The organism is Yersinia alsatica (genome assembly GCF_025133195.1).
GTDB lineage: Bacteria > Pseudomonadota > Gammaproteobacteria > Enterobacterales > Enterobacteriaceae > Yersinia > Yersinia alsatica.
Window position 1 is genome coordinate 1,854,807 of sequence record NZ_CP104006.1, and the last position, 15,088, is coordinate 1,869,894.

Consider the following 15,088-nt stretch of genomic DNA (forward strand, 5'->3'; position numbering starts at 1 on the left):
ATCTTATTTCTACTGTCCATTCTCAGCCCGCTTTGGCGGGCTTTTTTGTTAATAGAAGCCTAATTAGTGCATTATGAATGAGATACATTGAATCTCTCTTTGGATATCCCAAGATCAGTATCATAAGCTGGGGAAAAGACATTACTGAGCGGAGCATCTAAGCGTATAATCAGAGGACTACCGGCTGCGGTTATCCCACAGGCCAGAGTGATTTTGAATAAGGAATAGGCCATCAAAGTGCCGAAACGAACATATGCAATGCGGTATGTTGCAGGTCAACCGGTTGAACAGATTTTCCCTGGTTCCGCTAAACAATTGGGGCAGGGGTTACCGCCAGGCGCACCATTGCCTACCTCTGAATTCCTACGTGTGATGGTGTGGAACATCTTTAAGCAGCAGCGAGCTGAATGGCTATCGGTGCTCAAAGGGTTTGGTCGGGATGCTCAACTGATGTTGCTGCAAGAAGCACAAACAACACCCGAGCTGGTGAGGTTTGCTACGTCCCATTATCAAGCGGCAGATCAGGTGCCCGCCTTTGCACTGCCTCAGCACCCCTCAGGTGTGATGACGTTAGCCGCCACCCACCCAGTCTACTGTTGCCCGCTGCGCGAGCGCGAGCCACTGTTGCGCTTGTCTAAATCGGCATTAATCACTGTTTACCCTATTCATGATGGCCGTTTATTGATGGTAGTGAATATTCATGCCGTTAATTTCAGTCTTGGTGTCGATGTTTACAGTAAACAGTTAGAACCTATTGGTGAGCAGATTGCCATGCACCGAGGCCCGGTTATTCTGGCGGGGGATTTCAATGCCTGGAGTCGTCAGCGGGTTAATGCTTTGCAGCGCTTTGCCCAAAGTGCCGGGTTGGCCGAAGTTGAGTTCCAGGCTGATAATCGTAGCCGAGCCTTTGGCCGCCCCCTGGACTTTGTGTTTTATCGTGGTCTCACCCTTGCCGATGCCTCGGTATTAGTCACCCGCGCTTCTGATCACAATCCGCTGTTAGTCGAATTCCAGCCATAAAAAAAGCACCCCGAAGGGTGCTTTTTTACAGCTTTATACCGATTCTAATGTTAGGCATCCGGAGTCGATTTGTTGTTAACAAACAACGTCAATTTCAAACCGGGTACTAATTTATTTGCTTTGCTGATTACCGAATTCCATCGCATCACATCGTCGGTGTTTACACCGTGACGCTTGGCAATACTGGCAAATGAATCACCTTTACGAACCTGATAGGTGATGCTGTTGCTGGCTGTATTGCTTGCCAGTTGCAGGGTTTGCCCAACTTTTAAGGTGCTCGAGGCACGTAAGTTGTTCCAACTCTGCAAATCGCTGGTCTTGATATTCAACCGCTTGGCAATCGTAGATAAGGTATCGCCGGGGCGAACTTTATACTGCGAACTTGATGCTGATGTTGCGCTGTTCTGTGCCAACTTGGTTGGTTGAACTGCGGCAATATCGGTATCTGCCAATGAATCTTTAAGCTGCTCAGCATGGGCTTTTGGCAACATAATATAACGAGGACCATGTCCATCAGGTGCCGTTACATTGCGCTTATACCCAGAATTAAAGGATTTCAACTTAGTAAGTGACATCCCCGCCATCTCAGCCGCCTGAGTTAGCTGTATCTGCTGACCAACATCAACACGCGCTAATGCACGGTCTTTGTCGGTTTCAGGTAAGTTTATACCGTACTTTTTGCTGTTCTTGATTAAATCACCCAAGGCCAGCATTTTTGGTACATAAATTGACGTTTCACGAGGAAGCGACAATGCCCAAAAGTTCGTCGGTTTACCCTTAGCCTTATTGGCTTTCAACGCCTGCATGACTCTGCCTTCACCGCTGTTATACGCAGCGACTGTTAACAACCAGTCACCGTCAAACATCTTGTTCAGGCGCTCCATCATATCAAGCGCTGCTTTGGTTGAAGCAACCACATCTCTGCGGCCGTCATACCATTGGTTTTGTTTTAAGCCATAATTTCGACCGGTACTTGGCACTATCTGCCACAGCCCTGCGGCGTTGGCGGATGATGTCGCGTGTGGGTCAAAAGCGCTCTCCACTATGGGTAGCAGTACCAGTTCCATCGGCATCTTACGTTTCTTAATCTGCTCGACTATCAGGTACATGTACGGCTCTGCCCGTAATGTTACATCGTGGAGATAGCTCTTATTTTTTAAGTATTTTTGCTTCTGTTCACGGATCCGGGAATTCTCCGGAACCTTCATCTTCAGCTCGTCGCTAATGAAGTTCCACAAATCTTGCTGCGCGAGGCCACTTTCACTATCAAGCCATCGCGCGGAGCCCACTCGGGCGCTATTTGTGTACTCTCCTGCTTCACTCTCTTGACCTGCCGAAGACAAACTCTGTGCATGCTGTACAGGAGCCTGTACGCCCACCTTGGACGACTGGCACCCAACAAGCAAGACTGAGGCGAGAAATATCGCTTTGGTCTTCATGTGTGTGTCAATGTAGTTGCTTAAAAGACGAGCAATCATACTTTGCTTCGACAAAAAACACAACTAAAAGCTCAGAAGCGGTCTTTCTGGGCGCGTAATTCGGAAAAAACTGAGACAAGTGACTCTGGTGGTGACATTACGCCTATTTTTCTTTGTAAATCAACGTCATTGCAACGTAAAAAAACATTAATTTTACGCTCAATTTGCAATTTTACCGGTAGGCTAGGTAGGTTTTTCGCCCGTAATTGCATGATTTGTTGTTGATATGTAGCAATGTCGTGGTCTGAGGGCAGAATAAAACGGGCAAACTTAAGATTTGCGAGAGTGTATTCATGCGCGCTGCAAATTAAGGTTTCGTCAGGGAGTTGCGCGAGCTGTTGAATAGACGAGTACATTTGCGCTGGCGTACCTTCAAATAGCCTGCCGCAACCGGCGGAGAACAGCGTATCGCCACAGAAAAGATAAGGTTTGCTGTAGTATGCAATATGTCCAAGTGTGTGCCCAGGAACGGCAATAACGTGGTAATTTTGACCACCAATTGTCAGGTCATCACCCCCATTTACGATAATTGTCGCTCCTTTATTCGCAGTTTCTTGCGGGCCATAGACGGGAATATCGGGGTAATGGCGGCGCAAATCAGCGACACCGCCGACGTGATCATTATGGTGGTGAGTCAGCAATATGGCTTGGGGAAGATAGTCACCTTGGCTCAGCATGGCTAATACCGGGGCCGCTTCACCAGGGTCAACAATAACGCAATGTTTTTGTGTGTCCGCTAATAGCCAAATGTAATTGTCTTGAAATGCAGGAATGCTGATAAGATTCATTTGATACCTCTACTCTAATAGCTTGAAAGAAGATAATAAAACATGAAACCAGCACAGACACACCAAAAGATAGATGCGCCCGCATCCTGGGCTGAGTTACCTTGGGGTGAGTATTATCGCGCAGCGATTGAGCAGCAATTGCAGCCTTGGTGGCCGAAATTCTTTGGTTTCCACTTATTGAAAATAGGCCATTTAAGTGCGGAAATTGCTAGTGATAAATGTGCGATTTCCCATCAGGTTAATGTGGGCGAGCAGGGCAAAAATATGCAAGTGCTTGCCAGCCCCTACCAATTGCCTTTCGCTGAAAAGTCAGTAGATGCGTGTTTGTTATCTCATACTTTAGCCTACGCTTCTGACCCGCACCGCATTTTACGTGAGGTGGATCGCGTCCTGATTGATGATGGCTGGCTGGTTATCAGTAACTTTAACCCATTGAGTTTATTAGGCGCAGGGAAGTTGGTGCCATTACTTCGTCAACGACAGCCCCACGTCAGCCGAATGTTTACCCAGATGCGTTTGTTAGATTGGCTAAGTTTATTGAATTATGAGGTTTTGTATTTATCGCGCTTTCATGTGCTGCCGTGGCACAAAGAAGGTGGGCGCTTTATCAGCACCCATTTGCCAGCGTTGGGTTGCGTCAGCCTGATTGTTGCCCGCAAGCGCACCATTCCGTTAACATTCAACCCGATGAAATTTGGTGCGCGCAAGCCGTGGTCTAGCCGAGCTGTGGGCGCAACTAAAAGTTATCGTGACCAACCCTGAGCCGCTGCAATGTTAAAAGCGAAGGATTAGTCAGGGTTATAGCCGCTATCTTCTAACGTCGGTGAATTCGCGCCTTGGCGGGCCAACTCATCACAGCGCTCATTCTCTGGATGGCCAGCATGACCCTTTACCCATTCCCATTGTATGGTGTGGGTTTGGATAGCCAGATCCAGCCGCTGCCATAAATCGACATTTCGCACCGGTTTGCGATCCGCGGTTTTCCAGCCCCGTTTTTTCCAATTGTGAATCCACTGAGTGATACCTTGACGAACATATTGGCTGTCGGTGCTGAGTGTCACTTCACAAGGCGAAGTTAAGGCTTCCAGCGCAACAATGGCCGCCATCAACTCCATGCGGTTGTTGGTGGTCAGAAAATAGCCCGCGCTAAAGGTTTTTTCATGCTGTTTGTAACGCAAAATTGCGCCATAACCACCGGGCCCCGGATTGCCAAGGCAAGATCCGTCGGTGAAAATTTCTACCTGCTTAGTCATCTCTGGTAGACTCATCCTATCTGTTTAAACGTTAAGTCTGACATAAACGAGCGCTATGAGCACTGGCAATATGCAAGTTACACCGACCAGACAGATTGTTCTGGATACTGAAACCACCGGTATGAATAAACTTGGCGTTCATTACGAAGGCCATAGAATTATTGAGATTGGTGCGGTTGAAGTGATCAACCGCCGCCTGACCGGCAGAAATTTTCATGTCTATGTGAAACCTGATCGTCTGGTGGATCCAGAGGCCTATGGCGTTCATGGTATCAGTGATGAGTTTCTGGCAGATAAGCCCAGCTTTGCGGATATTACCCCCGAGTTTCTCGAGTTTATTCGCGGCGCTGAGTTAGTCATCCATAACGCGGCGTTTGATATCGGCTTTATGGATTATGAATTCCGTATGTTGCAGCAGGATATTCCGAAAACGGAAACCTTCTGTACCATCACCGATAGCTTGTTACTGGCGCGCCGCCTGTTCCCCGGCAAGCGAAATAACCTCGATGCGCTGTGCGACCGCTACCAGATAGACAATACCAAGCGAACCCTGCACGGCGCGTTACTCGATGCCGAAATTCTGGCAGAAGTCTATCTAGCGATGACCGGCGGTCAGACTTCGCTTTCTTTCTCAATGGAAGGTGACCAGTCGCAGAACGACTCTTCAGAAGATATTCAGCGCATTACCCGTCCAGCCTCGGGATTGAAAATTATTTATGCGGCGGATGAAGAGTTGAAGGCCCATGAATCGCGTTTGGATTTGGTGATGAAAAAGGGCGGCAGTTGCTTGTGGCGGATGCCGCTGGAGCCACAAGAGAACGCCAACGCAGAATAAAGTGACATCCAGTCGAAAAACTGTGCAAACGGCTTATTTTGCTAGAAAAAGTGTTGACGAGATACCGTTCCATACGTAGTATCCGTCTCGTTCTTAACCGGAACAGCAGCGTGGTGCGGTAGTTCAGTCGGTTAGAATACCGGCCTGTCACGCCGGGGGTCGCGGGTTCGAGTCCCGTCCGCACCGCCAACATTCAGAAGCCCTGAGTTAGCAATAACTCAGGGCTTCGTTGCATTCAGGTTCCCGCCAAATCAGTCTTTACTCATTTCAGTGCGCATAAACAACGTGGCATGGTTAGCGGCTTGTTCGTGACGAGCAATATAGCGGTAGAAACCACCACCGAGTAACACGCCAATAAACCAACTAAAATTAGCCACCTGATGCAGGCTGGGGATAAAACTTATCACCAGACCAATGGCAACCGCAGGGAGCAAAGCCATAATCGCTTTTGGATTAAAGCCACCCCGATACCAATAACGGCCGGATGGCGTGGCATTGAATAAGTCGTCCACATGTAATTGGCTGCGTTTTATCAGATAGAAATCAGCAATCAAAATACCAAACAATGGCCCGATAAATGCCCCCAATACATCCAGTGTGTAATGAATAATCTCGGGTGACTGGAACAGGTTCCACGGCGTCAACAGTACTGAGCCCACTGCAGCTATCATCCCACCGGTACGGAAACTGATTTTTTGTGGCGAACAGTTTGAAAAATCGAAAGCGGGCGAAACAAAGTTAGCCACAATATTAATGCCGATGGTGGCGATGATCATGGTCAGCAAGCCCAGCGCCACCGCCACACTGTTACCGACTCGGGTGACGGTTTCTATCGGGTCAGTAATCATTTGACCAAACAATGATTGAGTGCCGGAGACAATCACCACCGTGACAATGGAGAACAGCAGGAAGTTGAAGGGCAAACCCCAGCGGTTGCCACGACGGATTTCTTGCATGCTTTTGCCATAACGCGAGAAATCGCCAAAGTTGAGCAGTGGCCCGGAGAAGTAAGACACCACCAATGCCGTGGCGGTCAGCATTTGCCAGCCTTGCTCTGATGTGGTTAAGGTTTTACTGGCTAAGGTGAAGGAGATATTGCTTATGCCCGTCTGATAAATAATCCATCCGGCCAATGAGAGCATCACCACGTATACCGCCGGTCCGGCGACATCAATAAAGCGTTTGATGGCATTCATCCCATGCCAAAATACCATCGCTTGCAACACCCACATGATAGAGAAGCAAATCCAGCCCAGCGCTGATAACCCTAGCCAATGACTTTGCGTCAAGGGCATTAGTGATGGGAAGAACTTCAACATCACTAACATCAATGCATTGGCGGCAAGATAGGTTTGGATACCATACCAGGCAAAAGCAATCAGCCCGCGAATGACCGCCGGAATATTTGCGCCGAACACCCCAAATGCCTGACGGCAAATAACCGCATAGGGCACACCAGCCATCTGACTGGGTTTAGCCACCAGATTGGCACAAATTTGCACAATGCAGATACCGGCGAGCAAACATAACAAAACCTGCCAACTGGATAAGCCGAGTGCGAAGAAGCTAGCAGCGACGACATAGCCGCCCATGCTGTGCACATCAGACATCCAGAATGAAAAAATATTATACCAACTCCAGTTCTGGTCACGTGTCGGGGCCAGATCCTCATTACAGAGTTTCGGGCTGTAGTGGGGATTAATACTGCCGTTTCCCGAGACTCTTGCATTATTTGGCATAGAACGTGCTCCTATAAAAGACAACACTCAGATGATGTGATGCAAAGCTTGTTGAACCTCACGAGAGAAGCATTTGCAGGAATCAGGCCAAAAATGAATTCTTGTATACAAGATATCTATTTTATGTATACGATTTGATTATCTTACGGTATACGGAGCGGCGAAAAATGATTACGTGGGATGGGCGGAAAATCGCCTACTTTACTGATGATCAAGACGATCATATCTATAACGCGCTGGTAACAGCCATTGTTGAGCATCAGTTATTACCGGGCAGTAAATTACCGGAAGTAGCGCTGGCAGACGTTTTTGGTATTAGCCGAACGGGGATCCGCAGTGTATTGCAACGCCTTGCGGCGGAGCAATTGGTGACATTAATGCCCAAACGTGGTGCACAAGTCACCACGCCGGGTATTGATGAGGCGCGCGATGTATTTAACACCCGCCGTATGCTGGAGTGCGCCAACTTGCCCGCCGTGGTAGCTCATTGTCAGCCGCTGCATATTACGGCACTAGAGCAGATCCTCAGTGATGAGCAGCAGGCTCATCAGGATTATCAAGGGGCGGCGGCCATCCGTTTATCTGCGCTTTTTCATCTTCAGTTACAAGCTATTGCGGGCAATGGGGTGCTGACTGAAATGGTTTCCCAACTGACATTACGTTCTTCGCTGGTGATTGCGGCTTATGGCGCACCGTGGCAGCAAGGTTGCCGCTGTCATGATCATCATGATTTGGTGGCGCTGTTGAAGCAGGGGGATGCCGCCAGTTTGTCGACACGGATGGCGCAACACTTTGATGAGATTGTCGCCAGCCTGAATTTTATCGAGCGAGATAGTCACACACCGGATTTTGGGCGCATTTTTTCTCATATAAACGTTGCCAATATAAGCGCGGATCAATCCGCTCAGGAGTAACCATGCATTTGCCCTCTTCTCGGCCATTACGCATTCAGGTGATCAATCCCAATACCAGCTTGGCCATGACTCAAACTATAGGGCAGGCCGCGGTACAGGTTGCGGCACCGGGCACGGAAATTCTGGCGGTTTGTCCCACACAAGGTGTGCCGTCGATTGAGGGACATTTTGATGAGGCGGTTGCGGCGATTGGCGTTTTGGAGCAGGTAAAACAGGGGCGAGCCGCCGGGGTTGATGGCCATATTATCGCCTGTTTTGGTGACCCAGGATTATTGGCGGCCCGTGAACTGGCTAGCGCACCGGTGATTGGTATTGCAGAAGCCGCCATGCATATGGCGACACTGGTCGCGACCCGATTTTCTATCGTGACGACTTTACCAAGAACCTTGATTATCGCCCGCCATTTATTGCAGCAATATGGTTTTGAACACCAGTGTGCCGCCTTGCACGCGATCAATCTGCCGGTATTGGCACTAGAAGATGGTAGCGGGTTAGCACAACAGAAAGTGCGGGAGAAGTGCCTGCAAGCGAAGCAGCAAGATGGCAGCGGCGCGATTGTTCTTGGCTGTGGCGGGATGGCTGATTTAGCACGGCAATTGACTCAGGAGCTGGGGATTCCGGTTATCGACGGTGTTAGCGCGGCAGTCAAAATGGTCGAATCGCTGGTGGCCTTAGGTCTTGCCACCAGTAAACACGGCGATTTGGCTTTCCCGGTGGATAAGCCGTTATCGGGAATGTTTAGTATGTTTAGCCAATAACAGGATATGCCCATGAGTGAGACTGATTTCAACCAAAACTACCCGCGAGACTTAGCCGGTTATGGTGGTCAGCCGCCGGTTGTCAATTGGCCGGGGCAGGCAAAAATCGCCGTGCAGTTTGTTCTCAATATTGAAGAGGGGGCAGAAAACAACGTGCTGCACGGCGATGCCGGCTCTGAGCAATTTTTGTCTGATATTATTGGCGCTGATAGTTACGCCGCTCGGCATATGTCGATGGAGTCACTTTACGAATATGGTTCCCGAGCCGGTTTTTGGCGTATCCATCAAGAATTTGTTCGCCGTGGTTTGCCATTGACCGTATTTGGTGTGGCGATGGCGCTAGCGCGCAACCCACTGATTGTTGAAGCGATTAAAGCGGCTGACTATGATGTGGTGTGCCATGGTTGGCGCTGGTTACATTATCAACATATTGATCAACAAACAGAATTGCAGCATATGCAGCAGGCGGTTGCTGTGATGCGGGATCTGTTTGGTCACTCTCCCTCCGGTTGGTACACCGGCCGCGATAGCCCAAATACCCGGCGGCTGGTGGTGGAGAATGGCAACTTTCTCTATGACAGTGATTATTATGGCGATGATCTGCCATTTTGGCAGCAAGTTCAGCGGGCTGACGGGAATATCGCCCCCCACTTGATTGTGCCGTATTGCTTAGATACCAATGACATGCGATTTGCTTCTGCTCAGGGGTTTAATTCAAGCGAGCAGTTTTACACCTATTTAAAAGACAGTTTTGATGTGTTGTATGCCGAAGGGGAATCGACACCTAAAATGATGTCGGTAGGGATGCATTGTCGTCTATTGGGGCGGCCGGGGCGCTTTCGTGCATTGCAGCGCTTTTTGGATTATATCCAGCAGCACGAGCGGGTTTGGGTGTGTCGACGGCAAGATATTGCCGAGCATTGGGTTAAATATCATCCGTTTGCAGAATTGCAGCGGCGATAGGAAAAAACAGACACCCGCGGGTGTCTGTTGCACATAATTTACTGTGTCGCTTTGGTGTTGCCAGCTTCCGCGGCGGTTTTCACCCAACCATCAAAGGTGGCCTGATGAGCTTGAATCCAACCATTCACATGGCGTTCAATGTCGGCATCTGAAGATTCACCGGCATGCATCCGCATATTCTGAGCATTCACATCATTAATGGATAATTTCATGATGGAGAACAGTTTTGCTGCGGCAGGGTTAGCTTCAGCCCACTTTTTGTTTGCCACAATGTGCATCACACTGGGTGGGAAACCATAGTTCGCGCCATTAGAAAGCTGGGTATCAATAGTTTTATCTGGCAAGGATGAGAACGGCACCTGTAACCACACCACATCACGCCCCGGTACTAATACATCACTGACCCAATATGGCGTCCAAGTGTAGTACAGGATAGGTTTGCCTTCTTTGTAGCGGGTGATGGTATCGGCAATCATGGCGGCATAGTTACCCTGATTATGGGTCACGGTATCGCTCAGACCATAAGCCTGAATTTGATGATTTATCGGTGCTTCACAGCCCCAGCCGGGGTTACAGCCGGTAAGATCGGCTTTGCCATCATTATTGGCATCAAACAATTTGGCGATTTTCGGATCTTTTAGCTGCTCAATATTGGTGATGTGGTATTTATCGGCGGTTTTTTTGTCGATCAAATAGCCCTGTGCCAAGCCTTCAATGAAGTTACCCTGACGATAAAATTTGGCATCACCACCGGCCGCCGCATATTGGTCATTATGCAGTGGCTCCCAGTTAACGGCGAGGAAAGTGGCATCCCCTGCGGCAATGGAAGAGTAGGCAACATTGTAGTCCACTTCTTTGGTCGGCTGGACGTCATAACCGAGCTTTTCCAGTGCTTTATTCACCAGCGAAGTCTGGAAGGTTTCTTCCGAAATAGTACTTTGCAGAGGCAGGACCGTAATGCCTTTGCCCGGTAACTCTGCTGCGGATAACTGAGTGCTGATCAGTGTGGTGAGGGCCAGAGCCCAGATTCCTGTCGTGCGCATAGTTTTTCCTCTTTATTAAGCTATTTTACTTATCATTTTGAACCAGAGCAGTGTTCATCATCCTCAGGTACTGTGTGTACACTGCGGTGATTGCGCGCTGTTCCGGTCCTAACTGCCTGCGACAATGACGCTTATTCTGTTAGTTATTGTTTATGTTGAACACAACCCATTCAAATAACAGACGAAGCTAATTTTTAGGGAGAGAACAGTGATGGGGTCGTAGTGGCGTGAGCCACCGGAGTGCCCCACGCTGTGCTAGACCCGAGTATCTCGGTCTTCTTTCCGACTTTGTCATTAACCTCAATTAATTGAGATTATTTATCGTGACGAAATGGTTTAGTGAACAGCCCAATTGGGCCGGTGGCATACCAGCGGCCGACACCTTTGCTGCGGCGATCACGGCCTAATGATTGGGTCAGACGGTCAAGGATAATCGCCAGAATCACGATACCCACACCACCGACTGCGGCTAACCCCATGTCGAGCCGACCAATACCGCGCAGTACCATCTGGCCTAAACCACCAACGGCAATCATCGAGGCGATAACCACCATAGACAGTGCCAACATCAGGGTTTGGTTGACGCCCGCCATGATGGTGGGCATCGCCAGGGGTAATTGCACTTTGAACAGCATTTGGCGTGGATTTGCCCCAAAGGATTCTGCGGCTTCAATCAGATCTTCCGGCACCTGCTTAATGCCCAGAATAGTCAGGCGGACAATAGGTGGCAGAGCAAAGATAATCGTCACCACCACTCCGGGGACATTACCGATACCAAATAACATGACGATAGGCACCAGATAGACGAACGCCGGTGTGGTTTGCATCGCGTCCAATAAAGGGCGAATGATACGAGCGGCATTATTACTGCGTGCTAACCATATCCCGAGCGGTAACCCGATAAGAATACAGAAGAACAGTGAGGTCAGAACCAACGCCAGTGTCACCATAGCTTGCGACCAGGCACCAATAGCGCCGATAGCCACCAGTGATACCAAGGTTGCAACCCCCATTCCCAAGGTAGAGAACTGCCAGGCGATCAGGGCGAAAACTAAGATAGCGACCGGTGCTGGCATGCCCAACAATAAGTGTTGGAAGCCGCTGAGAATAAAATCAACCGGCACACGAATGCCCTGAAATAGCGGGCGAAAATGCAGCACAACCCAATCAATGCCGTGGGTGACCCATGAATCCAGTGGCAGCCAAGTGTGGTGGAAGGGGTCCATCAAGCTGAAATGTTCGGGGGCGGCGGCCGGAGCGCTATTCAGCCAGTCAGTATTGGCGACTTGGCTCTGTGCGGCCTGAACGGCAGCCTCATGGCCGGCACTTCCTGCGGCATGGCTACCCTCGGCCATGCTAGCTCCCCAAGGGTCAGCAGCGGCTAACAAGCTCTGAGGGGCGGTGTCCGTGGTGGCGGGAGCGGCTGACACCGCAGCATCCGTCGCCCACGGGTTACTGACGGTTTGATCGTCAATCTGGATTTGATCACTCATTTGGCGTCTCCTTATCTAAGGCCTGCAACAGCATGGCTTTGGAAATAATACCGATATAACTGTTGTCTTCACCGACCACAGGAACCGCGCACGGTGCCTGCGCAACCAGTGAAATCAGCTCACTGAGGGGCATATCTGCGGGAACCGGTGCCGGATCGGCCAGCAAGGCACTATCCAGTGGTTGGTTCTCAGCTAAGGCTTTTTTCAGTGAATCTATCGATACCACGCCAATAAACTTCTGCCCGCGCTCCAGCACATAGCCGTAATCGCGGTCTTCATCCTGAAGCAGTTTTAACGCTGAACGAGGGCCGAAACCCGGGGTTTTACGGATCAAGGATACCGGGCGACGGCGCGCAATATCTTTGGCACTAAAGACATGACTGATATCAACGCCACGGAAGAAGGTGCGGACATAGTCATTGGCCGGATTATTCAGTATTTCATCCGGTGTACCGACTTGAACGACTTCACCGCCCTGCATAATGGCGATGCGATCGCCAATCCGCATGGCTTCATCCAGATCATGAGAGATAAAGACAATGGTGCGTTGATGTTTGGCCTGTAACTTGACCAATTCATCTTGCATTTCGGTGCGGATTAATGGGTCGAGTGCCGAGAAAGCCTCATCCATCAATAAGATATCGGGGTTATTTGCCATTGCTCGGGCCAACCCAACACGCTGGCGCATCCCACCGGAAAGCTCGTCTGGGTATGACTGTGCGTAAGTTTCCAGACTCACCTGACGTAATGCTTCCAGTGCTTTTTCGTGGCGTTCTTGCTGCGGGACGCCCGCGAGCTCCATGCCGAATGCGGTGTTGTCGAGCACATTCAAATGTGGCATTAGTGCAAAGGATTGGAACACCATACTGATCTTGTTACGGCGCACGGTGCGCAGAGCACTATCAGATATCTTGGCAATATCTTCACCGTCGATCAGGACTTCGCCACGGGTGGGTTCTATCAGACGATTGAGAAGGCGTACCAGGGTGGATTTACCGGAACCGGATAACCCCATGATGACGAATATCTCGCCTTCTTCAATGGCCAGATTGGCATCTTTAACGCCAACGGACAAACCGGTTTTGGCAAATATCTGCTCTTTATTTTTACCTGATTCAAGCAGTTTAAAAGCGCGTTCGGGATGCTCACCAAATATCTTATATAGGTTTTTTACTTCGAGTTTAATTGCCATGCAGCTGGTGTATTCCTCTGTCAATTTTAAATTATGTTTATTCGATCAATATTATCCTGATGAAAAAATAGAGCGCCATATACCCTAACACAGTGAGAATCTGAGACAACCCTCAATATTCCTATAATCAAAATTTCAATAGTCTTCATCCCAATATATATCTTTTTAAATGGTTAATTTACTTACGTTAATATTGTGGTTTTTTATCGCGGATGTATTGTCTAATATTGGAGTTGTGATCGGTGTCTAATTATTGACTGAATGGTGTAAATATTGCACATATATCTTTAATGTGTTCTCAATATTATTATTGATTATATTCAGCAAATATCTTTGTCTGATTAATGGCTAAATCAAATGCGATTAATCAGCCCAAAATGACCAATCTAGGGGGGCCGAATCCCCCTTCGGCTCTGGTCTGCGGCCAAATGAGTAGCTAAGTAATAATTTCGATTCTTGGTGTGAAATTGGCCGGTTGAAATGGTGAAAAAGAGGCTGAGTTGATGGGGTGTTTTTGCGGTATCACCGGAGGTAAATGATAGGAAAAAAATGGACAACCCGCTGCGGCTGCCCATCGGTGCGGTATACCCTTTTTTTAAATGACCAACCGGGGGGCCAAAAGAGGGCTGAGAAAGCTTAAAAATCCCAGTCTTCGTCCTCAGTATTAACCGCTTTACCGATCACATAAGATGAACCTGAGCCGGAGAAGAAATCGTGGTTTTCATCAGCATTTGGTGATAAAGCCGCCAAAATGGCCGGGCTAACTGCCGCCTGACTTGCCGGGAACAATGCTTCATAACCTAAATTCATCAATGCTTTGTTGGCATTATAATGTAGGAATTTTTTGACATCCTCAGTCCAGCCGACATTATCATAAAGGTCTTCTGTATAACGGACTTCATTGTCATATAAGTCCTGCAACAAATCGAAAGCAAAGTTCTTTATTTCCTGACGTCGGTTATTATCAACTTTCTCTAATCCTTTCTGGAATTTATAACCAATGTAATACCCATGTACCGCCTCATCGCGGATGATCAGCCTAATAAGGTCGGCAGTGTTGGTTAATTTTGCTCGGCTTGACCAATACATAGGTAAATAGAATCCAGAATAGAATAGGAATGATTCCAAGAATACACTGGCAATCTTTTTCTTCAGTGGATCGTCATTATGATAATGCTGCAGGATAATATCGGCTTTCTTTTGTAGCGGGCCATTCTCCTCACTCCAACGATAGGCATCATCTACATCAGATGTCATGCAAAGTGTAGAAAATATAGAGCTATAAGAGCGGGCATGGACTGCCTCCATAAAGCTGATATTCGAAAAAACCGCTTCCTCATGGGGGGTGATGGCATCTTTAATCAGTGCCGGTGCGCCTAGCGTATTTTGAATAGTATCCAGCAATGTCAGGCCGGTAAAAACCCGAATGGTCAGTTGCTGCTCATTGGGGGTCAGCGTGGCCCAAGAGGGAATATCATTCGAGAGCGGGACTTTTTCCGGCAACCAAAAGTTCGCGGTCAGGCGGTTCCAGACTTCCAGATCTTTATCGTCTTCAATTTTATTCCAATTAATGGCACTGACCGGTGTTATCAGTTTTACTGCGTTCATAGAT

At 48.7% G+C, this 15,088-nt stretch carries 14 protein-coding genes and 1 tRNA gene; 7 read left to right on the forward strand and 8 right to left on the reverse strand.

What is annotated here, in order from left to right; all coding sequences use genetic code 11:
* The first annotated feature begins 258 nt into the window (after positions 1 to 258).
* A complete protein-coding gene (locus N0H69_RS08145) occupies positions 259 to 1,020 on the forward strand; it encodes an endonuclease/exonuclease/phosphatase family protein (RefSeq protein WP_050108317.1) in 762 nt (253 codons plus the stop codon).
* Positions 1,021 to 1,070: 50 nt separating this feature from the next.
* Here the strand turns inward: N0H69_RS08145 and mltD are convergent, their stop codons facing one another.
* Complete coding sequence (mltD, locus tag N0H69_RS08150; RefSeq protein ID WP_080987056.1) at positions 1,071 to 2,459, reverse strand: murein transglycosylase D; 1,389 nt, start codon at positions 2,457 to 2,459, stop codon at positions 1,071 to 1,073.
* A gap of 71 nt (positions 2,460 to 2,530) precedes the next feature.
* Positions 2,531 to 3,286 (reverse strand): hydroxyacylglutathione hydrolase, encoded by a 756-nt coding sequence (gene gloB, locus N0H69_RS08155; RefSeq protein ID WP_050134845.1) that lies wholly within the window; start codon positions 3,284 to 3,286, stop codon positions 2,531 to 2,533.
* A gap of 42 nt (positions 3,287 to 3,328) precedes the next feature.
* Between gloB and N0H69_RS08160 the strand changes: the two genes are divergently transcribed.
* A complete protein-coding gene (locus N0H69_RS08160; RefSeq protein ID WP_050108312.1) occupies positions 3,329 to 4,048 on the forward strand; it encodes a class I SAM-dependent methyltransferase in 720 nt (239 codons plus the stop codon).
* Between the two features lie 26 nt (positions 4,049 to 4,074).
* On the opposite strand, the gene rnhA is transcribed toward N0H69_RS08160, so the two are convergent.
* The gene (gene rnhA / locus N0H69_RS08165; RefSeq protein ID WP_050108309.1) at positions 4,075 to 4,539 is read right to left on the reverse strand and encodes a ribonuclease HI; all 465 of its coding nucleotides are present in this window, start codon (positions 4,537 to 4,539) and stop codon (positions 4,075 to 4,077) included.
* Between the two features lie 70 nt (positions 4,540 to 4,609).
* Between rnhA and dnaQ the strand changes: the two genes are divergently transcribed.
* Together dnaQ and N0H69_RS08175 are read left to right on the forward strand one after the other, a co-directional pair.
* The gene (dnaQ, locus tag N0H69_RS08170) at positions 4,610 to 5,374 is read left to right on the forward strand and encodes a DNA polymerase III subunit epsilon (RefSeq protein ID WP_050108363.1); all 765 of its coding nucleotides are present in this window, start codon (positions 4,610 to 4,612) and stop codon (positions 5,372 to 5,374) included.
* Between the two features lie 112 nt (positions 5,375 to 5,486).
* Positions 5,487 to 5,563, forward strand: a tRNA-Asp gene (locus tag N0H69_RS08175).
* Positions 5,564 to 5,625: 62 nt separating this feature from the next.
* Here N0H69_RS08175 and N0H69_RS08180 read toward each other — a convergent pair.
* On the reverse strand, positions 5,626 to 7,113 hold the full coding sequence (locus N0H69_RS08180) for an NCS1 family nucleobase:cation symporter-1 (protein ID WP_050108307.1): 1,488 nt from the start codon (positions 7,111 to 7,113) through the stop codon (positions 5,626 to 5,628).
* 167 nt (positions 7,114 to 7,280) lie between these two features.
* On the opposite strand from N0H69_RS08180, the gene N0H69_RS08185 reads away from it, so the two are divergent.
* From N0H69_RS08185 to puuE, 3 genes are read left to right on the forward strand one after another with little or no spacing between them, the layout of a single operon-like run.
* Positions 7,281 to 8,027, forward strand: a complete 747-nt coding sequence (locus N0H69_RS08185) for a GntR family transcriptional regulator (RefSeq protein WP_050123058.1) — start codon at positions 7,281 to 7,283, stop codon at positions 8,025 to 8,027.
* A 2-nt stretch (positions 8,028 to 8,029) separates the two neighbouring features.
* Positions 8,030 to 8,785, forward strand: coding sequence for an allantoin racemase (gene hpxA / locus N0H69_RS08190; RefSeq protein ID WP_050134848.1), 756 nt, complete (start codon positions 8,030 to 8,032; stop codon positions 8,783 to 8,785).
* 12 nt (positions 8,786 to 8,797) lie between these two features.
* Positions 8,798 to 9,748: an allantoinase PuuE gene (puuE, locus tag N0H69_RS08195; protein ID WP_050151760.1), complete on the forward strand. Its 951-nt coding sequence runs from the start codon at positions 8,798 to 8,800 to the stop codon at positions 9,746 to 9,748.
* A 38-nt stretch (positions 9,749 to 9,786) separates the two neighbouring features.
* Here the strand turns inward: puuE and proX are convergent, their stop codons facing one another.
* The 4 genes from proX to nrdF all read right to left on the reverse strand — a co-directional run bounded on the left by proX (position 9,787) and on the right by nrdF (position 15,084).
* Entirely contained in the window at positions 9,787 to 10,791 is a 1,005-nt protein-coding gene (gene proX, locus N0H69_RS08200) for a glycine betaine/L-proline ABC transporter substrate-binding protein ProX (RefSeq protein WP_050151761.1), read from the reverse strand.
* Between the two features lie 314 nt (positions 10,792 to 11,105).
* Complete coding sequence (gene proW, locus N0H69_RS08205; RefSeq protein ID WP_050151762.1) at positions 11,106 to 12,284, reverse strand: glycine betaine/L-proline ABC transporter permease ProW; 1,179 nt, start codon at positions 12,282 to 12,284, stop codon at positions 11,106 to 11,108.
* Positions 12,277 to 13,476, reverse strand: a complete 1,200-nt coding sequence (proV, locus tag N0H69_RS08210) for a glycine betaine/L-proline ABC transporter ATP-binding protein ProV (RefSeq protein WP_050108294.1) — start codon at positions 13,474 to 13,476, stop codon at positions 12,277 to 12,279. Before proV ends, proW begins: the two co-directional genes overlap by 8 nt.
* Positions 13,477 to 14,112: 636 nt before the next feature.
* Positions 14,113 to 15,084, reverse strand: coding sequence for a class 1b ribonucleoside-diphosphate reductase subunit beta (gene nrdF / locus N0H69_RS08215; RefSeq protein WP_050134856.1), 972 nt, complete (start codon positions 15,082 to 15,084; stop codon positions 14,113 to 14,115).
* Positions 15,085 to 15,088: the final 4 nt, after the last annotated feature.